Here is a 26,419-nt window from a genome sequence, read left to right on the forward strand (position 1 = left end):
TGTTAAAAAAAAATTAAACAAGTGTTTAAATTAAACAAGTGTTTAATTTTGTATCCGATTAGAAACAATACCATGTCACACATCGAACTAAACGATAAAAAAATTCAGATTCTTACTGTTGCTGAAAAGCTATTTTCTGAGAAAGGATTTGAGGGGACTTCTATACGGGACATTTCGAAACATGCAAAAATTAATATTGCTATGGTTTCGTATTATTTCGGTTCAAAAGATAAATTACTGGAATCTTTAATCATTCACAAAACAGCCGATTTAAAACTGCAAATCGAAAGTTTACAACACGAAGATCTTCATCCTCTTGATAAAGTCAATAAATTAGTCGAAATTTATATCAATCGAATTAATTGTAACAGAGGGATTTTCAGAGTTTTACATTTCGAACTTAATTCTAAAAAAAGAGAAGAAAGTCTTGCGGCTTTTACAGAGCTGAAAAAGGGGAATCTAAAATCTCTTGAAACGATTATTAAAGAAGGCCAGTCAAAAGGAATTTTTAGAAAAGATGTCATAATTCCGTTGATTACACCAACGATTATGGGAACTTTTTTTCATTTCCACATGAACAAATCTTTTTTTGAAGAACTCTTAAATCTAAAAACAGAAACGTTATACAACGATTACATTAAAAACAGTCTTACAAAGCACATTCAACAAACTATAAAAGCGCTACTTGTTTATGAAAATTAGTCAATTAATGCTCTTTGGAGTTTTCTTTATAGGAATCTCTTCAATAGAAGCACAAGAAAAAACAAGTTTAACTTTAGATGAAGCCGTAAAAATGGCCTGGGAAAAGAGTAACGAAGTTACGCTTGCCAACACTAAGGTAAACTCAAAGAAATATGAATTACAAACGGTTAAGAATAACCAATATCCAGATTTAAAAATTTCAGGGCAATATCAGCGATTAACAAAAGCTTCGATCGATATGCCAAATCAGGGAGAAAGCGCTTCTTTAGCTTCTCCGGATCGTGCAATGCTTGGAATGGCTAATTTAAGCTTACCACTTTTTGCAGGATTTAAAATCCAAAATAGTATTGACGCTTATGAAAGCTTATACGAAGCGGAAAGCGTTACTGCGGCTAAAACAAAAGAAGATGTTGCTTTAAGAGTAATTACTTATTACACAGCTCTGTACAAAGCACAAAAAACTTTAGATGTTTTAACAGAAAATCAAAAAAGTGCTAAACAGCGTGTTACTGATTTTATTGAATTAGAGAAAAACGGAATCATTCCAAGAAATGATTTATTGAAAGCACAATTACTGGTTTCAAAAACGCAATTATCTATTGATGAAGCGAATAACAACATCAACAATATCAACTTTTATTTAACGACATTACTTAAATTAGAGCCATCTGTAAAAATTCAGGTTAATGAAGATGATTTCTTTAACTTAAAAACAACTGGTGCTCCAACATCTGATGCTTTGGCACTTGAAAGCAGAAAAGATTTAGAGGCAATTCGTTTACAACAAAAAGCTTCAGAGGCTAATGTTAAGATTGCAAAAGCTGGATACTACCCAACAATTTCATTACTTGGAGGTTATACTGCTTTAGATCTTAAAGACATTATTACGGTAAAATATGCTATGAATTTTGGTTTAGGTTTATCTTATGATTTATCTGGAATTCTTAAAAACAGCGCACACGTAAAAGAAGCAGAAAGTAAAGCTCTTGAAGTAAAAAATACTGAGGCTATTATGACTGACCGTATTAAAGTAGAAGTTCAAAAATCTATTGAAGATTATGACTTAGCGATCAATCAAAGTGTGGTTTATGAAGAAGCTTTTCAACAAGCTACTGAAAACTATAGACTTGTAAAAGATAAATTCGACAATGGTCTTGCAGATACCAATGATCTTGTTGAAGCGGATGTTGAGCAGTTAAGCGCAAAAATTAATACTGCTGTAGCAAAAGCAACCATCATCCAAAAATATTACGAATTACTTTCAGTATCAGGACAATTATCACAATCATTCAATCTTTCTAAAATATAATCGAAGCTCTCATGGAAAAGAAAAAGACAAATAAAAAATTCATCATCATACTAACCGTTTTGGTTTTAGTGGGAGGAACTTACGGAATATCAAAATACTTACACTCATTGGCACACGAAGAAACGGATGATGCTCAAATTGAGAAAAAAATGAACCCAATTATTCCGAGAGTATCAGGATATATCAGCAAAGTGTATGTGAAAGATAATGACTATGTAAAAAAAGGAGATACTTTATTTACTATCGATAAAAGAGATTATCAGTTAAAAATCGATGAAGCAAATGCTGCATTATTAGGAGCTGAAGGTCAATACGAAGCTGCAAAAGCTGATATTGGAAGTGCTTATGCAAGCATCTCTGTTTCAGACGCTCAAATGAGATCTGCAGGTGGTTCTATCGAAAGTGCTAAAATTAGATTGAGACAGCTTACAAACGATTTTAACCGTTACAGCAATTTATATAAAACACATACTATTACAAAACAACAATTTGAACAAGCTCAAACTGCAAAAGATGAAGCTGAAAATCAAGTACGTGTTTTAGAACAACAACAAAGAGCGACTTCTTATCAAAAATCGGTTATTCAGTCAAAATCTAAAGTTTCTGACAAACAAACAGAAGTTGCTGCAGCAAACATCAAAAAAGCAAAAACTATGTTAGATGTTGCTCACTTAAATTTAAGCTATACAGTAGTTACAGCGGCTATTGATGGTCAGGTTTCTAAAGTTGATATTCAGCCGGGACAATTAGTTCAGCCAGGACAATCTTTATTTTACATCATCAATAACAATGAAGCTTGGGTTGTAGCGAATTTTAAAGAAACACAATTAAACAAAATGGTTGTGGGGCAAAAAGTAAGTTTAAAAGTTGATGCTTATCCTAACTATGAGTTTAAAGGTACTGTAACTTCATTTTCTCCAGCAACAGGATCACGTTTTTCATTGTTACCTCCTGATAATGCTACAGGAAACTTCGTAAAAACAATTCAGAGATTACCAGTAAAAATTAGTTTAGATCAAGCAAACGATCCTGAAAAAGTAAAACTTTTAAGACCAGGAATGAATGTTGACGTAGACGTACATTTAAAATAAATAAATGGCAGCAGCAGTACAAGCAGACGACGATTTAGTAGAATACGGTTACCGACGCGTTATTATTACCATTACGGCAGTACTTTGTGCATTGCTGGAAATTGTTGATACGACGATTGTAAACGTAGCTCTAACAGACATGCGCGGAAGTCTTGGTGCTACCTTGACCGATGTGGCGTGGGTTATTACAGCATACGCAATTGCGAATGTTATTGTAATTCCGATGACGAGCTGGTTATCTCAGCAATTTGGAAGACGTAATTATTTTGTGGCTTCTATCATTATATTTACCGTTTGTTCCTTTTTGTGTGGAAATGCCAGTAATATTTGGGAACTTGTAGCCTTCCGATTCGTACAAGGTATGGGTGGTGGAGCGTTACTTGTAACAGCCCAAACGATTATTACAGAAAGTTATCCGGTTGCAAAACGCGGAATGGCGCAGGCAATTTACGGAATGGGTGTAATTGTTGGTCCAACTTTAGGTCCGCCTTTGGGAGGATATTTAGTAGATAATTATTCTTGGCCTTATATCTTTTACATCAATATTCCGCTTGGAATTATCGCTACTATTTTGGCTTTAACTTTCGTAAGAAGCCCGAAATATGGAGAAAAATTAAAAGCAAATCAGGTTGACTGGTGGGGAATTTTCTTGTTGAGCGCCTTTATTGGTTCTTTACAATTCGTTCTTGAACACGGACAACAGGATGACTGGTTTAACGATTCTCTTATTGTAACTTTAAGTGTTGTGACTGTTTTAGGATTGGTTCTTTTTATTTGGAGAGAGCTGACTTACAAACATCCAATTGTAAACTTAAGCGTTTTAAAAGATGGAAATTTAAGAATTGGAACTGTAATGTGTTTCATTCTTGGTTTCGGATTATATGGTTCAACTTTAATTATCCCTATTTATACGCAGTCAATTTTAGGATGGACGGCAACTGATGCCGGATTATTATTAATTCCGGGATCTATTACAACGGCGATTATGATGCCTTTTGTTGGAAATATGATTCAAAAAGGTGTTCCGCAAGGTTATATGGTTGGAGTTGGATTTTTAGTTTTCTTCTTCTTTACCTTCATGATGCAGACTCGTATGACCCCAGATACTGGTGTAGAACATATGTATTGGCCATTGATTTTGAGAGGAATTGGTCTTGGGTTACTTTTCGTTCCAATTACAACCCTTTCGCTTTCAACTTTAAAAGGAAAACAAATTGGTGAAGGAGCGGCTTTTACCGGAATGATGCGTCAGTTAGGAGGTTCATTTGGTATTGCAATTATTACCACTTTCATCACACGTTTTAGTCAGGAACACAGAGTTGATTTGATTAACAATTTAGATCCTGCACGATATGATGTTCAGCAGCGTATCGCAGGAATGCAAAGAGCGTTTATGTCTAAAGGATATAGCGCTGATGTTGCACTTAAAAAAGCTTATCAGGGAATAGAATATTCAGTATTAAAACAAAGTACTGTTTTAGCTTACATGGATATTTTTATGTATCTGGGAATTATGTTTTTATGCTGTATACCGATTATTCTCTTCATCAAAAAAGGGAAGAACAAGATTAGCGCAGCCGACGCAATGCACTAATAATAATAATTTTATAATACGCAGAAACGCCGAATTCTAAATTGAATTCGGCGTTTATTTTTTTAATTTAACCGCAAAGTGCGCAAAGAGTATATATTTATAAGAGGTTTAAAAAAACAAAGTTCGCAAAGGTTTGTGTAAAAACTTTGCGAACCTTGCGCAAATCTTTGCGCTCTTTGCAGTAAAAATCTTAGAATCTTAGCAACTCAGAACCTTAGCATCTTAAAAATCATCTTGTAAAAACCAAATGATTTCCTTTTGAAAGATTCGCGTCAAAATGATAACCTTCATAATTGAAACCTTTTAAGTCATCAATAGTTTCAGCATTTGTATCAATAATATAACGAACCATCATACCTCTCGCCTTTTTTGCAAAGAAACTGATCATTTTTAATTTTCCGTCTTTATAATCTTTAAAATCCGGAGTAATTACAGGAACTTTTAAAGCTTTTACATCAACTGCCGAAAAGTATTCGTTACTGGCTAAATTAACGAATAATTCTCCTTTCGTCAATTCTTTATTTAAAGCTTTTGTAACAACAGGTTTCCAAAATTCATGCAGGTTTTTATAATCGCCAACAGGTAATTTTGTTCCCATTTCTAAGCGGTATGCCTGCATTAAATCAAGCGGTTTTAAAACGCCGTAAAGTCCGGATAAAATTCTAAGTTTATCTTGTAAAACATCTAATTTTTCTAACGGAATTGAATAGGCGTCTAAACCTGTATAAACATCACCGTCAAAAGTATAAACTGCGGGACGGGCATTTTCAACCGTAAATGGAGTTTTCCAGTCTTGGTTTCGTTTCCAGTTTAAATCGGCAAGTTTGTCTGAAATTGACATTAAATGAGATAATTCAGCAGGCTTTTTTCCTTTTAGTATTTTATGAACCTGACGCGCTTCTTTTAAAAATAAAGGTTCAGTATGTTGAGCAGTAGGTAATTCTTTTTCGAAATTCAGTGATTTCGCCGGCGATATAACAATTTTCATTTGTGCATTTTTATATGACTCAAAAATACAAATTGAATTTTTAAAAATATGTTATTGCAATTGATTTGTTTTATTGTTGTATAATTTTTTCTGCCACGAATTACACTAATTTTCACGAATTATTCTTTCACATAGATTGCGAAGATTTTTGCCACAGATTAAAAAGATTTCCACAGATTTTTTAATCTTTTTAATCCTTTTAATCTGTGGCTATATTTTTCTGCCACGAATTTTCACGAATTATTTTTTCATGCAGATTGCGAAGATTTTTAGCCACAGATTAAAGGATTTCCACAGATTTTTTTTAATCCTTTTAATTCTTTTAATCTGTGGCAGAAAAAAAATAATTCGTGAAAATTAGTGTAATTCGTGGCAGCACTTTCTCAATTCATAAAAATCAACGCATCAAAATATGAAATTGTTCAAAAAAGTGAGCTATAGATTATAATAGGGATTTTCTATGTTGTAAATTTGCATGCATTTCATTTCTTCGAAAATTGAAATCATCTTTATTCAAAAATTAGTGAATTCGTGGCTATACAAACAAATTATAAAACTGCTTTACAAAACAAAATCTTCGATATTATTTCGAAAGCTTCTCAGGAATTAAATGTAGACTCTTATGTGATAGGAGGTTTCGTTCGTGATTTGCTTTTAAACCGAGGTTCTAAAAAAGACATCGACGTTGTAGCAGTTGGAAGCGGCATCGAATTAGCGCTTAAAGTTTCTGACTTACTTCCGAATAAACCAAAAGTTCAGGTTTTTAAAACTTACGGAACAGCAATGCTTCGTTTTGAAGATACTGATATTGAATTTGTTGGTGCCCGAAAAGAATCTTATAATTTCGACAGCCGAAATCCGATTGTAGAAAATGGAACGCTTCAGGATGATCAAAACCGTCGTGATTTTACGATCAACGCTTTGGCTTTATCTTTAAATAAAAACAACTTCGGAGATCTTTTAGATCCGTTTAATGGATTGGCGCATTTAGAAAGTAAAACCATCAAAACGCCTTTAGATCCGGATATTACTTATTCTGATGATCCGCTGAGAATGCTTCGTGCTATTCGTTTTGCCACGCAGTTGAATTTCGAAATTGAAGAAAATTCTTTGAATGCGATTACCAAAAATGCAGATCGTATCAAGATTATTTCAGGTGAAAGAATTGTAGACGAATTAAACAAAATCCTTTCTACACCAAAACCGTCAACCGGATTTTTACTTTTATATAAAACCGGACTTTTAGATTTAATCTTACCTGAATTAACAGCTTTAAATCAGGTGGAAGAAATTGAAGGTCATACACATAAAAACAACTTTTACCATACACTTGAAGTCGTTGATAACATTTGCCCAAATACAGATGATGTTTGGTTACGATGGTCAGCTTTATTACACGATATTGGAAAAGCTCCAACAAAACGTTTCAATAAAAAACAGGGCTGGACTTTTCACGGACATGAGTTTTTGGGTGGAAAAATGGCTAAAAAGATATTCGAACGTTTACATATGCCGTTGAATCACAAAATGAAATTTGTACAAAAAATGGTTATTATGAGTTCACGTCCAATTGTTTTGGCGCAAGATATTGTAACCGACAGCGCAGTTCGTCGTTTGGTTTTTGATGCGGGTGAAGATGTAGAGGATTTAATGACTTTATGTGAAGCTGATATTACAACCAAAAACCCAGCGAAGTTTAAGAAATATCATAAAAACTTTGAAATTGTTCGCAAGAAAATTGTTGAAGTTGAAGAACGCGATCACGTTCGTAATTTTCAGCCGCCAATTTCAGGTGAAGAAATTATGGAAATGTTCGATTTGAAACCTTCTCGTGAAATTGGAGTTTTAAAGGAAGCCGTAAAAGAAGCTATTTTAGAAGGTGATATTCCAAATGAATATCAGGCTGCGTATGATTTTGTGATTAAAAGAGCTGCGAAGTTAAATTTAACTCTTAAAAAATAAATGAGTCTTGCAGTTATAATTTTAAGAATTTTAATTTTAATGATAGTTGTATTACCTAACTATCTATTTTATAAAAAACTTAGAAATATTAAAACAAAGCGTTTCAAACATACATTATTTTTTTTCTTAATCAGTATAATTTTATCATTTACAGTCTTCTGTATTTTGGCTGTTTTAAGAGAATTAATATCTGATTTAGTAAATATAAGAATTAAGAACAACAACACTTTTATGATTTTGTTTGTTACGGCAACACTATTTTTTAGCGTTTTAGCAAACTTATTTTTCTTAAATTTTTATCTAAGAAAAATAAATCATAGAAAAGAAATCGAATTAATCGGAAAAGAATGAAAAAAGAGAATAAATCAGTAATCATTTGGTTACTATCAGGTTGTGTTTTATTATTTTTAATGGTTGTCGTGGGCGGCATCACGCGTTTAACCAATTCAGGTTTATCAATGACGGACTGGCATTTAGTTACCGACACATTTCCGCCATTAACTGATGCAAAATGGCAGGCTGCTTTTGATGAATATAAAAAATTTCCAGAGTACCAAAAAATCAATATTCACAACGATTTTCAATTAGCAGATTATAAATTCATTTATTTCTGGGAATGGTTTCACCGTTTCATCGGTCGTATAATTGGATTGGTTTTCTTTGTTCCTTTTGTTTATTTCTTAATCAGAAAAAAATTAGATACACCAACAATTAAAAAATGTATTGTTCTTTTGGCAATGGGTGCTTTTCAAGGTTTTCTTGGATGGTTTATGGTTCGAAGCGGATTAATTGATAATCCGGATGTGAGTCATTTTAGACTTTCCTTACACTTAACTTTTGCTTTTATAACTTTTGCATATACGCTTTGGGTGGCGCTGGATTTGATTTATCCTGAAAGAAACATCAATAAAATATTACCGCTTCGAAAAATCGCCAGATATGCTTTGGTCGCTTTATTGATCCAGATTATTTATGGTGGATTTGTTGCGGGATTAAACGCCGGATTAATTCACAATCACTGGCCTTTAATGAGCGATGGAGAATTTATTCATGAATCGGTTTTTATTGAGCAATCTAGTTTGATTAAAAATTTAATTGAAGGGAAAAGCGGTGTTCAGTTTGTACACAGAACTTTTGCTTATTTTGTAGTTGGGATTATTCTTTTTCTTTTCTTCAAAAGCAAAAAATATACACTTACTAATACACAGGCAAACGGAATCAACACTTTGGTAGTTTTTGTTTTTATACAATTCCTTCTTGGTGTTTTTACTTTATTATACAGCGTGCCTTTGGCTTTAGGATTAATTCACCAAATTATGGCTTTTTTCCTTTTGAGCGCAATGACATATACATTGCACCGATTGAGCAAATAATGTTTTGAATTAAAATAAAAAATTTACGTTTCGTTAACCGGATTGAAATCCGGCCCTACAATATAAATCGAGCCTCTGGCTCTTTATTGGGATAATTTAAAAAATTCCGATAAAATGACAATCATAGATCATAAAAGTTCCGAAGGAACGATTCATATTGTAGAGACGGATTTCAATCCGTCAGAAATGATAATGATGAACACATACGTTCCGTAGAAACATATGTGTTCATCATTTAAACAAATTCATTTTACCCCAGCCAGGTTTTAAAATCCTGCACCTTTTCACGGCTTACAATAACCTCATCTTCTTTGTAAGTTGGTAAAATTACTTTTAAACGTGAATTCGTATATACCTGAATTTCTTTAATGGCCTGAAGCGGGACAATAAATTTTCTGCTTACGCGAAAGAAATCCTTTTTGTCTAATTCCTGCTCCAGAATCTCTAAAGTCGAATCGATTAAATAATTTCGATTGTCATAAGTATGAATGTATGTTCCTTTGTTTTCACTAAAAAAACATTCAATTTCTTCAGTAGTAATTACTTTTAAATGCTGACCAATTTTAACTGTGAATCTCTTTTTGTATGTTTTTTCAAAAGGATTTGACAGCATTTGGCGAATCTGTTCAAAATCAAGCTGCACGTTTGAAGTTTCAGAAGCTGTTTTTGGAAGTCGGGATTTAAATTTTGAAACCGCTGCTTCGAGATCATCTTCGTCAATTGGTTTTAGAAGATAATCTATGCTATTTAGTTTAAACGCTTTTAATGCATATTCATCATAAGCTGTAGTAAAAATGATAGCGCTTTTAATATCTATTTTTTCAAAAATTTCAAACGACAATCCATCTGATAATTGTATATCCAGAAAAATTAAATCCGGATGCTGGTTATTGCTAAACCAATGAACTGATTCTTCAACGGAATGAAGCATCGTTTCTACGGTAACGTCTAACTTTTCAAGTTTTCTTTGCAGCAATCTTGCCGCTGGTTTTTCGTCTTCTATAATTAATGTGATCATTTACTATATACAAAATTTAGAAAAAATAGTATTTCAAAGTTACTCCCATTTATTTGTATTCGCGGCTTCTTTCTCCATATATTTTTGGATTTTCTTTTGCTCCCAATCGTCACTAAAGAAAAGATCACGTCCAAAAACAGACATTGCGTGCGCCAATAAACCAATTCCCCAGAAAAATGCTGTTGAATAAGTCTGCCAGTCCATTAATCCGCTTTCATGAATATTTTCGCTAAAAATATCCCGGTTTAAATTTGCGATTATAATGATTACATTCACAATAAGATAAACTCTTATATGCGAGTAAAAACCTTTTAACCTTTTAACTTTTCTATAAGCATTATTATAATTTTCGTCTGTGCTGAATTCGTGTGCATATTCTTCGTACATGCGTCTTCTAAAACGTCCCATAATATTTATTTCTTTAAAATTATTTCCATTTATTTTTATTCTCTTTTTCCTTTTCCATAAACTCTTTGATTTTTCTTTCTTCCCAGTCTTTTCCTAAAACCGGAAATACTTCAAAAACCTTTAATCCATGAAAAACAACTCCAATTCCCCACCACATTAACGGCCAGAAAAACCACAAATATTTTGGTGAAGTATATAGATTAATGAAAATCAAAATTGCGTTTACTAAAATATAAGCAACAAGATTTCCGTAAAATCCTTTAATACTTTCTACTTTCTTTTTTGCTAAAAAGTATTTATCATCTTCATTAAAATTCATTTCCATGATTACTCCCATTTTTGTGTTCTATTTTTCTTTTCTAAAAGGCTTCTCAATTTTCTTTCTTCCCATTCCTTGCCGAATATTTTGAAAGAAACAAACATATCAATTGCGGAACCTACATATACAGCAGACCAAATAATTACTACAACTCCGTTTAAAAAATGTATCGGAAAGAAGTTTAATGGCAATTCTGTATATTCTTTCAATACATAAAGAATCATTGCAGCGGCATACAGAAAAGTGTGTTTGTAAAATGATTTTAGTTTCAGCACTTTTTTACTTGCCAGCTCTTTCAAAACATTTTCTTCTGAACTATTATTAGAATTTGTTTCCATTATTCCCAAGTTTTTTGATTGCGTTCTTTCTCTAAAATTTCCCTGATTTTTCTTTCCTCCCATTTTTTATTAAAAAAAGGCGGAAGGTTAAAAACCTTTAATCCGTGTAAAACAACTCCTATTCCCCATCCCATTAAACACCATATAAACCATAAATATCCGGGAGAAGTCATAATATTAACCCCAATTACAATTGGGTTTACAAGTACATATACTGTGAGATGTTCATAAAATTCTCTTAGTTCTTTTACTCTTTTTTGAGCCTGATAATATCTTTCACCTTCGGCATAATTCTTTTCCGTCATTATTTCCAGGTTTTTTGATTATTTTCTTTCTCTAAAATCTCTCTGATTTTTCGTTCTTCCCAATCAGAGCTGTAACCAAAAACTTTAAAAGCATGCATCGCAACTCCAAATCCCCATCCTAAAGCCGAGAACCAAAACCATTGAAATCCTGGTGAAAATTTTAAATTGATGAAAACTAAAAACGGAATGACACATAAATATGAAATTACATTTCCGTAAAATCCTTTCAACTCTTCTACTCTCTTTTTAGCTCTGTAATACGCTTTTGCTTCGTCATTATATTCTGTACTAATGTCCATAACTGCAATTTGTTTAGTTAAAATTGGAATCTTAACCGAGAAGTTCTTTTCATCCTGCTCAATCAGCACTTTTCTGTCGGTTATAATTCCGTAACGATTTACAATATTCTGCAATCCAACGCCTTGCCTATCCTGCAGAACTTCTTTTTTCTGAAGATCATTTTGAATAACCAAATAATCTTTGTCAATAAAAATTCTAATATGTAATGGTTTCTGTTCGCTTACCACATTGTGTTTTACTGTATTTTCCAGTAAAAGCTGTAAAGAAAGCGGAACCACTTTGGCATCCGGATTTATATTTCCTGCTGGCAATTCATAAAACAAACTGTTTTCGAAACGCATTTTCAGCAGGTTCATATAAGTTTTTGCAAATGATAATTCATCTTCTACAGAAACCAGTTCTTTATCTTTTTGTTCTAAAACATATCTGTAAATTTTAGATAAAGAAGTGGTGAACCGCTGTGCATTATCCGGATTTTCTTCAATTAAAGAACTAAGAACATTTAAACTGTTAAAAAGAAAATGCGGGTCGATTTGATTTTTTAAACTTTCGAATTTGGCGTTTGCCGTTCCCGCAATTATCTTTTGCTGTATAACCTTATTTTCCTGATATAATTTGTAAAAATGTAATGCGTGAAATATCAGCAAAACGATAAAAGTAATGACCGAAGATTCTATGTAATTTGCCGGATCTTCATTTGCCAAAAAGCTTAATAACGGGCGTCTTTCTATAACAACCTGCGTGAAAATGCGTAGTATAAAAATGACGAAAAGCGAAATGAAAAATGAACTTATAAACCCTATAAAAATTCTTCTGGCAGAAAATCTGTTTGCTCCTTCAAAAACCTTATCTAAATACACAAATAGAGAAGCATTTACCACGTACAAAACAACGCTGTACAACATGCAGTACAAAAAATAGATGTACAAATCTTTGGTAAAAACTGCAGTTCCAAATGATGCAAAGCGAATCAGGAAGGAAAATAAAAATACTACTCCGCCAATTAAAAACGCTTTTAATAGATTTGGTTTTAAGGTCATTCTTTTATTTTTTTATAAAATTATTTACAATTTTTTTGAGTTTCCAAAGCTCTGTCTAATCCCCATTTAGGAGAAAAAGGAGTTTCTGGTTTAAAAGTAGCAAAAAGTTCTACAGCTTTATCAACCTGAGCACAAAGTGGTTTTGTATCAACACCTGTCCATTTTGCACCACCTATTTGGTAATCAGCTTCACCAAAAACAATTCTTGGGTTGTTTGGGTCAATCGCTTTTCCTTTTGCGTAAGCTTCCATTACTTTAGCCGAATATTTCATTCCGTTTGTCATTGGGTCAGCCACAACATATCCTGTATAAATTAAAGCTTGCAAAGCATAAAGTTCAGCATTGTTTTGATCTTTTATAAATTCTACATCTAATGCATCTTGCGCTTTAGTTAAAAGAAGATCGATTTTTGTTTTATCTTTTTCAGTAAAAACCGCTGTTGCATTCATCAAAGCAATATAATAATTTGGCAGATAACTGGTTTTATCAGCAGAAGCAATTCTTTCAAATAATGCCGAAGCTTCTGTAGTTTTTCCTTCTTTCCAAAGTGCGAAAGCTTTAGTCATTCCTTGCTCAAATTGAGTTTGAGCAGAGCTTATTACTACAACAAATAATGCGATTAAAGTGATGATTTTTTTCATTTTATAAGTATTTAAATGGTTATTTTGATTTGTTAGTTACTAATTTATAATACAATTTCAATTTTTGAATCTTTTGCTATAACAAATTTAGCATCTTTATAGGCAGGCGGCCCCATAAATCCTTTTGCATTGTTTGAAGCTGCATAATCTTCAGACGGAATTCCCATAGCGTTTCTATCCAGTTTCCCGTTATTATTTTCATCGTGATACGTTGAAATTGCGTATTCTCCTGCCGGAAGATTGTTAAATGTCACAACCGCTTCATTATTTTTAATTTCAGAAGAAAGGCTTTTGTACGTCGTTTTTAGAAATGTACCGTCTGAGTTGTACAAACCTACTTTTACAATTCCTGTATTGTTTTTTATACCTGAAACAGCAACAGTTAATTTTACATTTTGAGCAGACATTAAGCTGCAGATAAATAACGTGATTAGTGTAATAATTTTGGTCATGATTTCTTTTTTTTAAGTTTCTAAGATTCTAAGTGACTGAGATTCTAAGTTTTTTTGTTGATGATTAAAACTCTTTTTTCTAGGCTCAAAGGTTCTGAGTTACAAAGGGACAAAGGTTTGACTTTCTTATTATTAACATTCTAAAAAACTTTGAACCTTTGTCGCTTTGTTTCTGTGTCCCTTTTAATTTATACTTCAAAAGTATATCTGATTTTACTGTTTTAAAATTAAATGATACTGAGTTGTTGATTTTTGCTGCTGAATTGTTTCTTTTTAAGATGCAAAGGTTCAGAGGTGCAAAGCGACAAAGGTTTTTCTTTTAGGTTCAAAGTCTCAAAGTCTCAGAGGAACAAAGATTTATATCTTTTTTTTAAAAAAATTTAACGCTCAAAAAAACTCTGAACCTTTGTCACTTTGAACCTCTGTACCTCAAACTAAAGATTCTTCAACTGATTCTCGCTCTTATTCTGGCTGATGGTCCAGAAGAAACCTACGAAGAAAAATCTATCTGCGGTTGGTGTAATCGCTTGTCTGTTATACACTCCGTTTGGATCTGGTAATTTTGCGTAATCGTATCCAAAGATATTCTGTGTTCCTAAAAGGTTTGAAACTGAGAAATAAAGGATTTTTTGTGTCGTTAATAAATACGCCCAGTTAAAACTCAAACTATTATATGATTTCGTTTTTCCATTCATGAATTGTGTTTGGTTTGGATCGTTGTACGGACGTCCTGAACTGTAACTATTTGTAAATCCAATTTGTGATTTCCAATCGGTAATAAAATATTTAGTTACGACAGATAAAGTGTGATTTGCAATAAAACTTGGCGTTGCCATTGTTGGAAAATTCTTGTATTGTCTTTCAGAATCGATATAAGAATAGGAAATCCAATATTCTAAGTTTTTATACAAATTGCTGTCTCTCCAAAATAAATCTAATCCTTTTGCATACCCTTTTCCATTATTATTGAAAACCGAATTGTACTGAATATCTCTTGTATCGTATTGTACTAAATTGGTGTAATCTTTATAATAAGCTTCTGCTCTAAAAGTTTGTCCCGGCTGTGTAAACTGATAATTTAAAATATAATGCTGTGCTTTTTCACTTTCAAACTGATGGTATTTTGAATACTTAATATAATCTACAACAGGCGTTTGAGAAAAATCTCCATAAGCAAATGAAAACTGGCTGTTTTTTGAAACTTTATAAGCCAATGAAGCTCTTGGTGCAATATTATTTTCATTTAATAAACTATTGTTTGAATATCTTAAACCAACTTTCATTGCCAGCTTTTTAGAGAATAAAATATCTGCTTCGGTATAAGCTGCAAAAATGTTAGAATCATATCCGTTTTTAACATCAATAGAAATATTGTCATCAAAATTTTCATTGAATTTGGTAATGAAATAATCGGCTCCAAAAGACAATTTGAAATAGTTCGAAACTTTCTTTCCTAATTTTAATTTCAACTGTGCTGCATTTTCATCTGTATTAATATCGTTGATATCGTATTTCGTTTTGTTTTTGCTGTAACCGTAACTAATTCCAGAAGTTAACTGCCATCCTGTTCCAAAAGTTCCTTTATAAGAAGAGTTTAAATAAAAGTTATTGTTGTTTAAATCTGTTCTGATAGGATTTTCGAAATTGATGTTTTTCTGGTTCAAATCGAATTTTTCAGAATCAAAAGCAGCATATAATTTAAAGATTCCGTTTGTGAAATTGTATCGATAAACTGTTTCACCTCCAAGAGATTGATAAGGATTATTCCAGTCCACATTTTGTGGAATTACAGCTTGATAAGGTGCTAAATTAATATAAGCCATATTTACGCTTAACGAACTTTTTGTCCATTTTTGAGTATTTCCTAAACTCAAACCAACCGTCATTAAACCAATATCTGTTTTATTATGATCTGGTTCATCCTGTGTATTCAAAAGCAAAACACTTGATAAAGCTTCACCATATTCTGCCGAGTAACCTCCGGTAGAAAAAGCAATTCCGCTGAATAAAAAAGGAGAAAAACGGCTTCTTGTTGGTAAATTATTAGTTGTTGCTCCGTACGGCTGTGCCACGCGAATTCCGTCAACAAAAGTCTGAGTTTCGCTGGCTTCACCTCCACGTACAAACAAACGTCCGTCCTCGCCCACACTTTGTGTTCCCGGCAAAGTCTGCAAAGCGGCAACAATATTTCCTGCCGAACCTGCTGTTGTTACAATATCTAAAGGCTTTAAAACCGAAACTCTTGCTTTATCGCCAGATTCTAAAGTTCCGGCTGTAATCACAACAGCATCCAGAGCATTTACATTTTCTCTTAGTTTTACAATTTGATCTTTGTAGTTGGCAACATCAATTTCTTTTTTGAAAGTTTCGAAAAGTAAAAAGCTTACTACTAAAAACTGGTTTCCTGCTGCAGAAGTTTCAAAAGAGAAATCTCCAGTTTCAGAACTTGTTGCTCCGTCGTAAGTTCCGTCTATATAAATATTGGCTCCTGCAACTGGTTTTCCTTTTTGATCCAAAACTTTTCCTGAGATAACATTTTGTGCAAAAGTAAAAGTGCTTAGTAATAATAAAATAAAAGTAATTCTGGTTTTCATGATATTGGTTTTTTTTGATGAGGCAAATGTATTTTAACATTTCCTGTTAAAAAATATATAATAACCCAATTGTAGAATTTTAAGGATGAGTTGTAAAATACTAATTTGTATCTTAGCTAGAAATTGAAAAACATCGTTAATCATGTCAGAAAGTAAAAGAGTTTCGAATTTGTATCAATCCATTTATAATGGAAATCCGTGGCTTGAAGTTACATTAGCAGATACTCTAAAAGATGTAACTGCAGCTCAGGCTTATAAAAAAATCAACCCTAATTTAAACACGATTTGGGAAATTGTCAATCACCTAATTCAATGGAGAAGAAACATATTAAAACGTGTTCAGGGAGAAATAATCACAACTCCAGATCATAATTATTTTGTACCCATTTTAGATTCATCAGAGCCGGCCTGGGAACAATCACTGCAAAGTCTGGCAAAATCTCAGGAAATGTGGAATGATTGTTTGAGTAATTTTAATGATGCGGATTTTGAGAAAATAGATCAAAATAATAATCATAATTTTTATGAAGACATTCACGGAATCATTCAGCATGACGTTTATCATTTAGGTCAAATTGTTATTTTGAAAAAACTACTATAGCAGACAACAAAATTTTGTTTTTGGGCAATCTTGTCATTCCGAGGAACGAGGAATCTTCGTAAGAAACTCCATACTCAAAATCGCCAATCCTTGTCGAGCTACTTGTGAAGATTCCTCGTTCCTCGGAATGACAAAATTGAGAGCCATTTTAAATAAATATCATATGAAAAACTCACTTTTTATCATCGCATTTTTATTGATGAATGCAATTGGATTTTCACAAGAAACCGAAGTTAAATTCGATGAAAACCTTGCAAAATCTCTGAATGCCGATGAATATGGAATGAAGAAATATGTTTTCTGTCTTTTAAAATCGGGAACCAATACAACGGCTTCAAAAGAAGAAACCAAAAAATTGTTTGAAGGACATATGGCAAACATTAATAAACTCGCAAAAGAAGGAAAACTAGTTGTTGCCGGACCTTTTATGAAAAACGATAGAAATTATAGAGGTATTTATATTTTTAACGTAGAAACTGTTGACGAAGCAAAAGCACTCGTAGCAACAGATCCTGCCATAAAAGCCAATTTACTCGAAGCCGAATTAACGCCTTGGTATTGTACCGCAGCTTTACAGGAAACGGTAAAAATTCATGAGAAAATCGTTAAGACGAAAATGTAATCTTTGATGAACAAAATAAATTTAAAATCTACTCTATTTTTTTCTTTTGTAATTCTTCTTTTATCTGTTAACTGTTACGCAAAAACCGATTATGATGAATCCAAAATATCAGGTAAAACAAACCGAATTGTAAAAAAAATAGCAAAAGTTAATTTTTTAATGGGTTCGGCTGTGGGGCCTAACGGAATGATGCCAAAACAATTTGAGAATTTTTTAGAGTTAAAAAAGAATGCTTCAATAAACGAATTAGTCACATTAACCAACTACCCAAACGGAGTTGTAAGATGTTACTCTTTTTGGGCTTTACTAGATCTAAAAAATGTTGATTTATTTTCAATAGCAAAAAACCATTTAAGTGACGACACTATAGTTTACACTCAATTTGGATGTCTTGGCAGCGACGAAAAAGTGGGCGATTTTTACATAAGGCTGCTTACCACTAATTATGAAGATGAAGATGGAAATGAGGGTAAAAAATTATTAAGTGAAAAACAAGTCAAAGAATTAGATAGTCTTTTAATATATACTGAGAATAATCTGGATTCGAAATATCTTGCCATTGAAAATGCTGAACCAAATGAGATTTTATATCCAACAGTTAGAGAATTAGTAATAAAACAACATAATCAAAATGCTTTAGTCGCTCTGGCAAAGTATAGAAAAGAAAGCGACATAGAACTTATTCTAAAAAACAAAGATGAAAATACCGGGAATTTTTATACATACAAAGCAATTCAAAATTTTCCTGATGCAAAATTCTTCCCTTTCTTAGAAAAAAACTTAGATCTGACTTTAAAAGAAGGTTTTTATCAGAATGAGTGGATAGAATTTTACAAGGCAATAGCTGCATATAAAAATCAAAAAGCTTTGGAATTACTAAGTATTCCGTTTGCAAAAGCCGAAGACCAAAATATTAAACTATATCATGCAATCTATATTTATGATGCAATCTGGCTTAATAAATGCAGTCTTTATGATGCTTTATTTTGGAAAATATGGCAGGAAGAAAATCACATTACTACAGATGGCTTTATGTATCTTGTACAATTAGATCCTGCTAAAGCATACGAATTGAGTAAAAGAGAACTTATACCTAATTATCAGATTAAGAATACAATAGCTATACCTAATGTAAGTCAGGGTATCTTTACTGAAAATTTAAAAGAATCAATTCTAAATTTTATTCTTCTTAATGATAAACCTTTAGCTTATAATATAATTATCGGAAAAATTGATAATGCCGATTTTTTTGATTTTGAAATTTATTGCAAAAAAATCTCGGAATTAAAAGATGACATTTTTATTGAACCTCTTTTTAAAAGATTAAAAAATGAACAAAGTCCATATGTATATTTGAGAATTGTAGAAACATTAGTTTCTTTTAAAAATGATGCTATCAACAAGCGAATTCTCGAAACAAGAAAGGGAAACATCTATATGACAGATGGCTGGGGAAGTGACAATCTTGATGAAATCCTAAAAAAGAATAACATTCAATAAAATATGAAAACTGAAAAAGAAAAAATGATTTCGGGTGAATATTACAACGCTTTTGACCCGGAATTAGTAAAAGGCCGCAGAACTGCAAAAAATCTCTTACATAGTTTAAATGTAAAAGAATACAGAGTTACCAAAAAAGCAAAAGAAATTTTAAAAGAATTGATTCCCAATACTGGAGCTGGTTTTTACATCGAGCCTCCTTTTCATTGTGATTACGGTTATAATATTTTTTGCGGTGAAAACGTTTATTTTAATGTGAATTGCGTTGTTCTGGATTGTGCGCCAGTAAATATTGGTTCAAATGTTTTTATTGCACCAAATGTTCAAATTTATACAGCATCGCATCCACTTGACGCTGAATTACGAAAATCACTGGAAAATGCTTATCCGGTTACCATTGGCGACGATTGCTGGATTGGTGGAAATTCTGTTATTTGTCCGGGTGTGACAATTGGAAAAGGCTGTGTTATCGGCGCCGGATCTGTTGTAACAAAAGACATTCCAGACAATTCATTAGCCGTAGGGAATCCGGCAAAAGTAATCCGAAAATTAAATCAAGAACCTGAATCTAAATCATAATGCTTACCCTAAATAAAGTTCATCATATTGCCATTTTATGCTCTGATTATCAAAAATCAAAAACCTTTTATACTGAAATTTTAGGTTTAACAATTATCAGAGAAATCTACAGAGAAGAACGCCAGTCATATAAATTAGATTTGGCTTTAAATGGAATTTATGTAATTGAATTATTTTCATTTCCAGATCCGCCAAAAAGACCTTCAAGACCAGAAGCTGTTGGATTGCGTCATTTAGCATTTGAAGTAATTAATTTAAATGAAACCGTTGCTTTTTTAACTTCAAAAAACATAGAATCTGAGCCTATCAGAATTGATGAAACGACAGAAAAACGTTTTACTTTTATTGCAGATCCTGATTTATTGCCGATAGAGTTTTATGAAAGGTAAGTTTTTGCCACGAAGGCACTAAGGCGCGAAGTTTTCTTTTAAAAACAAGTACTGTTTGTCATTTCGAGGAACGAGAAATCGCACTAGTGAATCGATAAAGATTGGCAACATTCTGTGCGGAGTTTCTAGTGCGATTTCTCGTTCCTCGAAATGACAAAACTGTGTGTTTAGTCGTTGGCTTAAGAAAAAACTTTGAACCTTTGTTTCTTTGTTTCTTTGTTCCTAAATAACCGATATGCAGAGAAAAACACACTGAAAGAATTTTCTTATTTTAATAATTTTAACATATAATAAGGAGCGATTATTATTAAAAAACAGATTTGATTGCCTAATTTTGTGAAATCGCAAATAAAATCCTGCGACTACAAAATCACTTCTGATGAATAAAACGGCGCAAATCAAAAAAAATCATCAATTTATTAAATTCCGAAAATTAGTTATTGTTTCTATTTTAATTGGCTTCCTTTCTGCCTTCCTCGGAATTTCACTTAAAAAAATAACAGAGTATTACGAAGAAATCTTCTTTCATCAAGTTTCGGTAAACCCATTATTTTATATCCTTTTTCCGGTTTTCGGATTGTCTGTAATTTATTTTTTGAGGCAATATCTTTTTAAGAAAAAAGAAAACAAGGGAATCAAAGAAGTATTTGAAAGTACACAAACCACAAAAAATCTTCCTTCTTATAAAATCCCATCACACTTTATCAACGGATTATTGACTGTAGTTTTTGGAGGTTCAACCGGAATCGAAGTTTCTACCGTAGTTGCCACAGCGACAATTGGTTCTGTTGCACACGAAAAAGAAAATGTTTTCCGTCAATACAAAACAGAATTAATTTGCGCCGGAGTTGCTGCGGGAGTAACCGCACTTTTCAGCAGTCCAATTGCGGGAATTTTATTTGCTCTTGAAGTTATTTCAAGAAAAGTGACACGCGCTTTTATCATTTCAAATGTAATCGCAGTTTCCATTGCTTTTGGTTTGCTTTCTATTTTAAAAGAAGAACCTTTGTTTGCGGTTTCTATTGAAACCTGGCATTTAAAAGCGATTCCGTATTTTATTCTTTTAGGAATTTTAGCCGGAATGAACTCGGTTTATTTAACCAAATGTGTCTTGTTTTTTAAATCTCAATTTGGGAAAATCGGAACGCATTATTATAAAATCATTATAGGCTCTGCAGTTTTAAGTATTTCGTTATTTATTTTTCCTCAATTATATGGTGAAGGTTATCACGCTATAAAAGGCATTTTTGGAAATACTGCACAAATTCCATTAACGATAACATTAGCTTTAACATTCATCGGAATTTTAATTCTAAAACCAATTGTAACTTCTATAACATTAGCTTCTGGCGGCGATGGCGGCGTTTTTGCTCCGAGTCTGTTTATTGGGGCCTTCTTAGGATTATTATTGGCATCGGTTTTAAATAGTTTTTTCCATGTAAATGTAATTCCGGTTAACTTTATGATTATCGGAATGGCGGCTGTTTTAAGTGCCAGTATTCATGCTCCTTTTACAGCAATATTTTTAGTATGCGGATTAACGAACGATTATACTTTGTTTTTGCCAATTCTTGTTGTTTGTTTAATTTCAAAATACACAGCAAAAACACTTTATCCTTATACTGTATATAGTTACGCCCCAAGCTTAACGAAATAAATATTTTTTTTAGGCCACAGATTTCACAGATTAAAAGGATTATAAATCTGTGGCAAAAAATACCACAAATTATATTATTATGCCCACTCCTAAAATTAAAAGAAGCTATCGCAAAACACGTTACATTCTTTATAAAGAAACTTTAATTGATTACAAGGAACATTTTTGGTCGTTTTTAGGATCGTTTGTTGGAATTGGAATTCTGGCTTACGTACAATCGATTCACTTTTCCGGTAGCGATGCTGTTTATTTAATTGGTTCTTTTGGAGCTTCGAGCGTTTTGGTTTACGGAATTATTCAAAGTCCGTTTTCTCAGCCTCGAAATTTGGTTGGCGGACATGTAATCTCTGCTCTAGTTGGAGTAACCGTTCACAAACTGGTTCCGGATATTATGTATATCGCTGCTCCATTGGCAGTTTCAATTGCCATAATTTTAATGCAGATTACCAAAACACTTCATCCGCCGGGAGGCGCAACAGCTTTAATCGCTGTTATTGGAACAGAAAAAGTAAAAGCTTTGGGATATATGTATGTGCTTTCTCCGGTTTTAAGCGGTGTACTTATTTTACTTTTAACGGCTTTGATTTTTAATAATATGACTTCTAGCAGAAGTTATCCTAACCATAGTACGTACCACAAACATTATCATAAAATTAGAAAGAGATTTACTGGGAAGTAATACTCTTGTCTGCTCCTGCAAGGTTTTCAAAACCTTGTAGGTATAACTTGAGCAATACCTGAAACCTACAAGGTTTTGAAAACCTTGCAGGAATGTGAAATATACGATTGTCGCCCTGAGCGAAGTCGAAGGGCGCTCCTAATTAGATCGAGGCTTCGACTTCGCTCAGCCTGACAATCGACGCCACATAATCAGAAAGCTGAAAAAATCTTTTCAACAAATCGTAATTCACAATTCGTATTTCATCTTTTATATTTTACCTTTGACCTCTCAATAAAAACAAAGATTATGGTTTATAAATTTAGAGTAATTCTAGACGCCGAAGAAGATATTTTTAGAGACATTGCTATTCTTGAAGACGATACGCTTGAGGATTTACACAATGCAATCTTCAACGCTTTTGGTTTTGACGGATCAGAAGTTGCTTCATTTTATACTTGTGATGAGACTTGGAATCAGGAAGATGAAATTCCTCTTTTTGATACTGGCGATGTTCCGGGTGAACAAAGAACCATGAACGATTATCCGCTATCTAGTATTTTAGATAAAGAAAATACTAAGATTATCTACGTTTATGATTTCATCAGTATGTGGACTTTCTTAGTTGAACTAGCTGCAGTTGAAGATGAAGCAGTTGGAGCAACGTATCCTGAAACTTTATTCTCTCACGGAGAAATGCCAGACGAAGCTCTTGAAAAAAATTTCGAAGCAGATGATATGCACAACGACATCTACGGAGAATTTGAAGATGATTTAGACGAAGATGATCTTGATATGTTCGAAGGTGATGACAGCTTTGAAGATTATGGATTTGAGGAAAATTGGAATTGATCTTTTAAGGGACAGAGGTTCAGAGAGGCAAAGGTTCAGAGGTTTTCTTAGAGTCTTCGATTCTTTATTGTAGGAATATTTTTATTTTTATGTTTTATTTTTAAATACAAAATATGAATACTTTTAGAGACCTTCTGATTTGGCAAAAATCAATGAACTTAGTTACCGAAATTTACCAATTAACAAATTCATTCCCGAAAGAAGAAATTTATGGACTATCTTCACAAATTAGGAGATGTTCTATATCAATACCGAGTAATATTGCTGAGGGATATGGAAGAGATGGAAATAATGATTATTTGAGATTCTTAAATATTTCAATTTCATCATTGTTTGAAATGCAGACTCAGCTTGAAATTTCATTCAATTTAAAATATATAACCGAGTATCAATTCAATAAAATAAATGGAGAAAGCAGAGAAATAGAACGAATGTTAAGCTCTTTTATCAGAAAAATAAAAGGCAGAAAATAACCTTTGTCCCTTTGAACCTCTGTAACTCTGAACCTAAATAACACATGATAAATTTATTCAACACCCACATCGAGACGCTTGCGATACACCGCGTAGGGAACAAAAGCCGTAACGAAGCTATTTTTTTATCAGAGCAGCCATTTAATCTAAATGATGAAATTGTGCCTTTGATAAAAGAGTACTTCTTTAAACCTTTTAGAGAGAAAGAAGAAAACTATTATCAGTTTGCGCACGAAGTGGACTTGGATTACAACGACATGTTTAAATATGCAACGGAGATTTTTGCTAATCCATCTAATTTACAGGAGATTTCAAAAAAAATCACGACGCATTTATTTGAGCAGTCCAATCATCCGCATATTAAAAACGGAGAGGTTTATGTAACTTACTTAACAAACTTAAGTATTGATAATAATGTAGTTGACGCAATCGGGATTTTTAAAAGCGAGCTGCAAGCTGACTTTTTACAATTTGAAGAAAAAAACAGCAATCTGGAAATGATTTTGCAGCAAGGAATCAACCTGAGCAAATTAGACAAAGGATGTTTGATTTTTAACTATAAAAAAGAAGAAGGATATAAAATTCTAACTGTAGACAGCAACCGTTACGACGCGCGTTATTGGTTAGAGCACTTTTTATCTGTAGATGCTTTTGAAGACGAAAACTTCATCACTAAGAAATATTTAAAATTCTGCCAAAACTTCGCAAAAGATGTGGTTTTACCAGCAGAAGACAAAAAAGAAGAAGTTATGTTTATGAACCGATCTGTGAATTATTTCGCTAAAAATGATCAGTTTGAAGAGCAAAATTTCCTGAATGAAGTATTAGACAATCCAGACTTGATTCCTGAATTCAAAAATTATAAAGTTGATAAAGGAGAAAAATACAGCATCGAAGATGTAACCTCATTCCCAATTGCTAACGCAGCAGTTTCTGACGCCAGAAAATCGATTAAAAACGTAATTAACCTGGATACACACATTCAGATTAAAATGGATTTTATCAATCCTGAAAGTGCAGAAAAATTTGTTGAAAAAGGCTGGGATGAAGAAAAACAAATGTATTACTACTTAGTGTATTTCAATAAAGAAGAAAAAAGCTAAGAAGTTTTCATTTTCTATTACTTACTTAAAACAAAAAATGGCAGTTACAAAATGTAATTGCCATTTTTTTATTGTTCTTATTTTCGATATTATAAAAGGGAAAAAACTGCTTTTACAATATCATCATAAACTTGTTTATCTCTTTCTCCGGCACGGGCCAAAACCCTAATTCCGGAATAATTATTAAAGATGAATCGGGCTAAAATTTTCGCATCTAACTGTTTGGAAATATGTCCTGCCTCCTGCCCTTTTTTCACTGCATTTGTAAAAACTTCTTCCATTGTCTGGCTGTTGTTTTTTACAATCTTTGCAATGTCTTCATCGTGCATGGCTAATTCTACAGAAGAATTTACCATAAAACAACCTTTTGTAATTCTGTCTTCGAGGCTTTCTATAACTGCTTGTTTAAAAATAGCATGCAATGTTTCTTTGACATTTTCAGATTTATCCAAAAGCTCTTTTACAGCATCTTGATTCTGCTGTTGATAGCGCTGCAAAGATTTTGAAAATAACTTTTGTTTGTCGCCAAAAGTATCATACAAACTAGAGCGGCTTAAACCTAAATGTGTTACCAAATCCTGAGCAGATGTTCCGTTGTAACCTTTGTGCCAAAAAATTTCAATTGCTTTATCTAAAGCCTGATCTTCATTAAATTCCTTCGTTCTAGCCATGACATCAAAATTAAATTTCTTTACAAATATAAGAATTAAACGGAACAATCGTTCCTGAATAAGTCAAAAAAATTATAATACTGTGTTTACAGTAAGTCCGCCGTCAACCACAATTTCTGTTCCTGTAATGAAAGAAGAATCATCAGAAGCAAGGAAACTAATTGTTTTTGCAACCTCAGAAGCTTGTCCAAAACGTTTCAATAAGATTTTTTGACCTAAAGCAGCTCCTAAACCTTCCACTTCTTCTTTTTCTAAACCAACTTTACCATACAAAGGTGTTTCGATTGGACCAGGAGAAACCGCATTTACTCTGATTTTTCTTGGTGCTAATTCTGCTGCAAATATTCTGTTTAAAGATAGAACCGCTGCTTTACTTGCTCCGTATACGCTTGAGCCCGGCATTCCTAATTGAGCATTTACCGAAGTATTAAAAATAATAGATCCGCCATCGTTTAAAATTGGCAATACTTTTTGAACTGTAAAATAAACTCCTTTTACATTCACGTTCATAATACTGTCATAATGATCTTCTGAAGCTGAATCTACCGGAGCAAAAGCTGCGATTCCGGCATTTAAAAATAGAATATCTACTTTTCCAAATTGTGCTTTTACTTGTTCTACTAAACTGTCAATAGATTTTAAATCAGATTGATCTGCAACGATTCCGGTAACGTTCAATTCTGTTTCGGCTTTTGCTAAAGCTTCTTTGTTTCTTCCTGTCACAATTACTTTTGCCCCTTTTGATACTAAATCAGCTGCTGCTGCGTATCCAATTCCACTATTTCCACCTGTTACAATAGCTACTTTGTTTTCTAAATTTTTCATTTTATTTGTTATTTAAGTTATTGATTATTCAATTATTATGGTACAAAGATATAAT

Annotated in this window: 29 protein-coding genes; 17 read left to right on the forward strand and 12 right to left on the reverse strand. The window is 32.7% G+C overall.

Going from position 1 to position 26,419, the window contains the following annotated elements:
• The first annotated feature begins 72 nt into the window (after window positions 1-72).
• Genes APR43_RS12640 through APR43_RS12655 form a run of 4 tightly spaced genes read left to right on the forward strand, consistent with a single transcriptional unit; the run spans window position 73 to window position 4,696 of the window.
• Window positions 73-702 carry a TetR/AcrR family transcriptional regulator gene (locus APR43_RS12640; RefSeq protein WP_053473889.1) on the forward strand — a complete coding sequence of 210 codons (630 nt, stop codon included), beginning with the start codon at window positions 73-75 and terminating at the stop codon, window positions 700-702.
• Window positions 692-2,011 (forward strand): TolC family protein, encoded by a 1,320-nt coding sequence (locus APR43_RS12645; protein WP_053473888.1) that lies wholly within the window; start codon window positions 692-694, stop codon window positions 2,009-2,011. The genes APR43_RS12640 and APR43_RS12645 overlap by 11 nt, the downstream gene beginning before the upstream one ends.
• An 11-nt stretch (window positions 2,012-2,022) precedes the next feature.
• Window positions 2,023-3,102 carry an HlyD family secretion protein gene (locus APR43_RS12650; protein WP_053473887.1) on the forward strand — a complete coding sequence of 360 codons (1,080 nt, stop codon included), beginning with the start codon at window positions 2,023-2,025 and terminating at the stop codon, window positions 3,100-3,102.
• A 4-nt stretch (window positions 3,103-3,106) separates the two neighbouring features.
• The gene (locus tag APR43_RS12655; RefSeq protein WP_053473886.1) at window positions 3,107-4,696 is read left to right on the forward strand and encodes an MDR family MFS transporter; all 1,590 of its coding nucleotides are present in this window, start codon (window positions 3,107-3,109) and stop codon (window positions 4,694-4,696) included.
• 229 nt (window positions 4,697-4,925) lie between these two features.
• On the opposite strand, the gene yaaA is transcribed toward APR43_RS12655, so the two are convergent.
• Window positions 4,926-5,684 (reverse strand): peroxide stress protein YaaA, encoded by a 759-nt coding sequence (gene yaaA / locus APR43_RS12660; RefSeq protein ID WP_053473885.1) that lies wholly within the window; start codon window positions 5,682-5,684, stop codon window positions 4,926-4,928.
• A gap of 531 nt (window positions 5,685-6,215) precedes the next feature.
• Between yaaA and APR43_RS12665 the strand changes: the two genes are divergently transcribed.
• Genes APR43_RS12665 through APR43_RS12675 form a run of 3 tightly spaced genes read left to right on the forward strand, consistent with a single transcriptional unit; the run spans window position 6,216 to window position 9,019 of the window.
• Window positions 6,216-7,646 carry a CCA tRNA nucleotidyltransferase gene (locus tag APR43_RS12665; protein WP_053473884.1) on the forward strand — a complete coding sequence of 477 codons (1,431 nt, stop codon included), beginning with the start codon at window positions 6,216-6,218 and terminating at the stop codon, window positions 7,644-7,646.
• Window positions 7,647-7,997 carry a hypothetical protein gene (locus APR43_RS12670; RefSeq protein WP_053473883.1) on the forward strand — a complete coding sequence of 117 codons (351 nt, stop codon included), beginning with the start codon at window positions 7,647-7,649 and terminating at the stop codon, window positions 7,995-7,997.
• Window positions 7,994-9,019: a COX15/CtaA family protein gene (locus APR43_RS12675; RefSeq protein ID WP_053473882.1), complete on the forward strand. Its 1,026-nt coding sequence runs from the start codon at window positions 7,994-7,996 to the stop codon at window positions 9,017-9,019. The genes APR43_RS12670 and APR43_RS12675 overlap by 4 nt, the downstream gene beginning before the upstream one ends.
• 250 nt (window positions 9,020-9,269) lie before the next feature.
• On the opposite strand, the gene APR43_RS12680 is transcribed toward APR43_RS12675, so the two are convergent.
• The 9 genes from APR43_RS12680 to APR43_RS12720 form a co-directional block, all read right to left on the reverse strand.
• Complete coding sequence (locus APR43_RS12680; protein WP_053473881.1) at window positions 9,270-10,037, reverse strand: LytR/AlgR family response regulator transcription factor; 768 nt, start codon at window positions 10,035-10,037, stop codon at window positions 9,270-9,272.
• 39 nt (window positions 10,038-10,076) lie between these two features.
• Window positions 10,077-10,445: a 2TM domain-containing protein gene (locus tag APR43_RS12685; RefSeq protein WP_053473880.1), complete on the reverse strand. Its 369-nt coding sequence runs from the start codon at window positions 10,443-10,445 to the stop codon at window positions 10,077-10,079.
• A 19-nt stretch (window positions 10,446-10,464) separates the two neighbouring features.
• The gene (locus APR43_RS12690; RefSeq protein WP_235992041.1) at window positions 10,465-10,770 is read right to left on the reverse strand and encodes a 2TM domain-containing protein; all 306 of its coding nucleotides are present in this window, start codon (window positions 10,768-10,770) and stop codon (window positions 10,465-10,467) included.
• Window positions 10,771-10,772: 2 nt separating this feature from the next.
• Window positions 10,773-11,102, reverse strand: coding sequence for a 2TM domain-containing protein (locus APR43_RS12695; protein WP_053473878.1), 330 nt, complete (start codon window positions 11,100-11,102; stop codon window positions 10,773-10,775).
• Window positions 11,102-11,407 (reverse strand): 2TM domain-containing protein, encoded by a 306-nt coding sequence (locus tag APR43_RS12700; protein WP_053473877.1) that lies wholly within the window; start codon window positions 11,405-11,407, stop codon window positions 11,102-11,104. Before APR43_RS12700 ends, APR43_RS12695 begins: the two co-directional genes overlap by 1 nt.
• Window positions 11,407-12,747, reverse strand: coding sequence for a histidine kinase (locus APR43_RS12705; protein ID WP_053473876.1), 1,341 nt, complete (start codon window positions 12,745-12,747; stop codon window positions 11,407-11,409). Before APR43_RS12705 ends, APR43_RS12700 begins: the two co-directional genes overlap by 1 nt.
• Before the next feature lie 20 nt (window positions 12,748-12,767).
• Window positions 12,768-13,388: a hypothetical protein gene (locus tag APR43_RS12710; protein WP_053473875.1), complete on the reverse strand. Its 621-nt coding sequence runs from the start codon at window positions 13,386-13,388 to the stop codon at window positions 12,768-12,770.
• A gap of 44 nt (window positions 13,389-13,432) precedes the next feature.
• Window positions 13,433-13,840, reverse strand: a complete 408-nt coding sequence (locus APR43_RS12715; RefSeq protein ID WP_082356473.1) for a DUF2141 domain-containing protein — start codon at window positions 13,838-13,840, stop codon at window positions 13,433-13,435.
• A 434-nt stretch (window positions 13,841-14,274) separates the two neighbouring features.
• Window positions 14,275-16,434 carry a TonB-dependent receptor gene (locus APR43_RS12720; protein ID WP_053473873.1) on the reverse strand — a complete coding sequence of 720 codons (2,160 nt, stop codon included), beginning with the start codon at window positions 16,432-16,434 and terminating at the stop codon, window positions 14,275-14,277.
• Between the two features lie 142 nt (window positions 16,435-16,576).
• Here APR43_RS12720 and APR43_RS12725 point away from each other — a divergent pair, with 142 nt between their 5' ends.
• From APR43_RS12725 to APR43_RS12770, 10 genes are all read left to right on the forward strand, one after another.
• Entirely contained in the window at window positions 16,577-17,035 is a 459-nt protein-coding gene (locus tag APR43_RS12725) for a DinB family protein (RefSeq protein ID WP_053473872.1), read from the forward strand.
• A gap of 163 nt (window positions 17,036-17,198) precedes the next feature.
• A complete protein-coding gene (locus APR43_RS12730) occupies window positions 17,199-17,657 on the forward strand; it encodes a YciI family protein (protein ID WP_053473971.1) in 459 nt (152 codons plus the stop codon).
• Window positions 17,658-17,663: 6 nt separating this feature from the next.
• On the forward strand, window positions 17,664-19,157 hold the full coding sequence (locus APR43_RS12735; protein ID WP_053473871.1) for a hypothetical protein: 1,494 nt from the start codon (window positions 17,664-17,666) through the stop codon (window positions 19,155-19,157).
• Between the two features lie 3 nt (window positions 19,158-19,160).
• Window positions 19,161-19,736 (forward strand): sugar O-acetyltransferase, encoded by a 576-nt coding sequence (locus APR43_RS12740; protein WP_053473870.1) that lies wholly within the window; start codon window positions 19,161-19,163, stop codon window positions 19,734-19,736.
• On the forward strand, window positions 19,736-20,125 hold the full coding sequence (locus tag APR43_RS12745) for a VOC family protein (RefSeq protein WP_053473869.1): 390 nt from the start codon (window positions 19,736-19,738) through the stop codon (window positions 20,123-20,125). Before APR43_RS12740 ends, APR43_RS12745 begins: the two co-directional genes overlap by 1 nt.
• A 379-nt stretch (window positions 20,126-20,504) precedes the next feature.
• Window positions 20,505-21,782, forward strand: a complete 1,278-nt coding sequence (locus tag APR43_RS12750) for a chloride channel protein (RefSeq protein ID WP_053473868.1) — start codon at window positions 20,505-20,507, stop codon at window positions 21,780-21,782.
• A 79-nt stretch (window positions 21,783-21,861) separates the two neighbouring features.
• The gene (locus APR43_RS12755; protein ID WP_053473867.1) at window positions 21,862-22,461 is read left to right on the forward strand and encodes an HPP family protein; all 600 of its coding nucleotides are present in this window, start codon (window positions 21,862-21,864) and stop codon (window positions 22,459-22,461) included.
• A 288-nt stretch (window positions 22,462-22,749) separates the two neighbouring features.
• Entirely contained in the window at window positions 22,750-23,292 is a 543-nt protein-coding gene (locus APR43_RS12760) for an IS1096 element passenger TnpR family protein (RefSeq protein WP_053473866.1), read from the forward strand.
• Between the two features lie 113 nt (window positions 23,293-23,405).
• The gene (locus APR43_RS12765; protein WP_053473865.1) at window positions 23,406-23,765 is read left to right on the forward strand and encodes a four helix bundle protein; all 360 of its coding nucleotides are present in this window, start codon (window positions 23,406-23,408) and stop codon (window positions 23,763-23,765) included.
• A gap of 44 nt (window positions 23,766-23,809) precedes the next feature.
• Window positions 23,810-24,868 (forward strand): nucleoid-associated protein, encoded by a 1,059-nt coding sequence (locus APR43_RS12770; protein WP_053473864.1) that lies wholly within the window; start codon window positions 23,810-23,812, stop codon window positions 24,866-24,868.
• An 89-nt stretch (window positions 24,869-24,957) separates the two neighbouring features.
• On the opposite strand, the gene APR43_RS12775 is transcribed toward APR43_RS12770, so the two are convergent.
• Both APR43_RS12775 and APR43_RS12780 read right to left on the reverse strand, forming a co-directional pair.
• Window positions 24,958-25,539 (reverse strand): TetR/AcrR family transcriptional regulator, encoded by a 582-nt coding sequence (locus APR43_RS12775; protein WP_053473863.1) that lies wholly within the window; start codon window positions 25,537-25,539, stop codon window positions 24,958-24,960.
• A gap of 72 nt (window positions 25,540-25,611) precedes the next feature.
• Window positions 25,612-26,364, reverse strand: coding sequence for an SDR family oxidoreductase (locus APR43_RS12780; RefSeq protein WP_053473862.1), 753 nt, complete (start codon window positions 26,362-26,364; stop codon window positions 25,612-25,614).
• Window positions 26,365-26,419: the final 55 nt, after the last annotated feature.

The organism is Flavobacterium sp. NLM (genome assembly GCF_002210235.1).
GTDB classification, from domain to species: Bacteria; Bacteroidota; Bacteroidia; order Flavobacteriales; family Flavobacteriaceae; genus Flavobacterium; species Flavobacterium panici.

Coding starts and splice junctions, on each gene's coding strand:
- APR43_RS12640 (WP_053473889.1), top strand. CDS start 73: ATGTCACACATCGAACTAAACGATAAAAAAATTCAGATTCTTACTGTT.
- APR43_RS12645 (WP_053473888.1), top strand. CDS start 692: ATGAAAATTAGTCAATTAATGCTCTTTGGAGTTTTCTTTATAGGAATC.
- APR43_RS12650 (WP_053473887.1), top strand. CDS start 2,023: ATGGAAAAGAAAAAGACAAATAAAAAATTCATCATCATACTAACCGTT.
- APR43_RS12655 (WP_053473886.1), top strand. CDS start 3,107: ATGGCAGCAGCAGTACAAGCAGACGACGATTTAGTAGAATACGGTTAC.
- yaaA (WP_053473885.1), bottom strand. CDS start 5,684: ATGAAAATTGTTATATCGCCGGCGAAATCACTGAATTTCGAAAAAGAA.
- APR43_RS12670 (WP_053473883.1), top strand. CDS start 7,647: ATGAGTCTTGCAGTTATAATTTTAAGAATTTTAATTTTAATGATAGTT.
- APR43_RS12675 (WP_053473882.1), top strand. CDS start 7,994: ATGAAAAAAGAGAATAAATCAGTAATCATTTGGTTACTATCAGGTTGT.
- APR43_RS12680 (WP_053473881.1), bottom strand. CDS start 10,037: ATGATCACATTAATTATAGAAGACGAAAAACCAGCGGCAAGATTGCTG.
- APR43_RS12685 (WP_053473880.1), bottom strand. CDS start 10,445: ATGGGACGTTTTAGAAGACGCATGTACGAAGAATATGCACACGAATTC.
- APR43_RS12690 (WP_235992041.1), bottom strand. CDS start 10,770: ATGGAAATGAATTTTAATGAAGATGATAAATACTTTTTAGCAAAAAAG.
- APR43_RS12695 (WP_053473878.1), bottom strand. CDS start 11,102: ATGGAAACAAATTCTAATAATAGTTCAGAAGAAAATGTTTTGAAAGAG.
- APR43_RS12700 (WP_053473877.1), bottom strand. CDS start 11,407: ATGACGGAAAAGAATTATGCCGAAGGTGAAAGATATTATCAGGCTCAA.
- APR43_RS12705 (WP_053473876.1), bottom strand. CDS start 12,747: ATGACCTTAAAACCAAATCTATTAAAAGCGTTTTTAATTGGCGGAGTA.
- APR43_RS12710 (WP_053473875.1), bottom strand. CDS start 13,388: ATGAAAAAAATCATCACTTTAATCGCATTATTTGTTGTAGTAATAAGC.
- APR43_RS12715 (WP_082356473.1), bottom strand. CDS start 13,840: ATGACCAAAATTATTACACTAATCACGTTATTTATCTGCAGCTTAATG.
- APR43_RS12720 (WP_053473873.1), bottom strand. CDS start 16,434: ATGAAAACCAGAATTACTTTTATTTTATTATTACTAAGCACTTTTACT.
- APR43_RS12725 (WP_053473872.1), top strand. CDS start 16,577: ATGTCAGAAAGTAAAAGAGTTTCGAATTTGTATCAATCCATTTATAAT.
- APR43_RS12730 (WP_053473971.1), top strand. CDS start 17,199: ATGAAAAACTCACTTTTTATCATCGCATTTTTATTGATGAATGCAATT.
- APR43_RS12735 (WP_053473871.1), top strand. CDS start 17,664: ATGAACAAAATAAATTTAAAATCTACTCTATTTTTTTCTTTTGTAATT.
- APR43_RS12740 (WP_053473870.1), top strand. CDS start 19,161: ATGAAAACTGAAAAAGAAAAAATGATTTCGGGTGAATATTACAACGCT.
- APR43_RS12745 (WP_053473869.1), top strand. CDS start 19,736: ATGCTTACCCTAAATAAAGTTCATCATATTGCCATTTTATGCTCTGAT.
- APR43_RS12750 (WP_053473868.1), top strand. CDS start 20,505: ATGAATAAAACGGCGCAAATCAAAAAAAATCATCAATTTATTAAATTC.
- APR43_RS12755 (WP_053473867.1), top strand. CDS start 21,862: ATGCCCACTCCTAAAATTAAAAGAAGCTATCGCAAAACACGTTACATT.
- APR43_RS12760 (WP_053473866.1), top strand. CDS start 22,750: ATGGTTTATAAATTTAGAGTAATTCTAGACGCCGAAGAAGATATTTTT.
- APR43_RS12765 (WP_053473865.1), top strand. CDS start 23,406: ATGAATACTTTTAGAGACCTTCTGATTTGGCAAAAATCAATGAACTTA.
- APR43_RS12770 (WP_053473864.1), top strand. CDS start 23,810: ATGATAAATTTATTCAACACCCACATCGAGACGCTTGCGATACACCGC.
- APR43_RS12775 (WP_053473863.1), bottom strand. CDS start 25,539: ATGGCTAGAACGAAGGAATTTAATGAAGATCAGGCTTTAGATAAAGCA.
- APR43_RS12780 (WP_053473862.1), bottom strand. CDS start 26,364: ATGAAAAATTTAGAAAACAAAGTAGCTATTGTAACAGGTGGAAATAGT.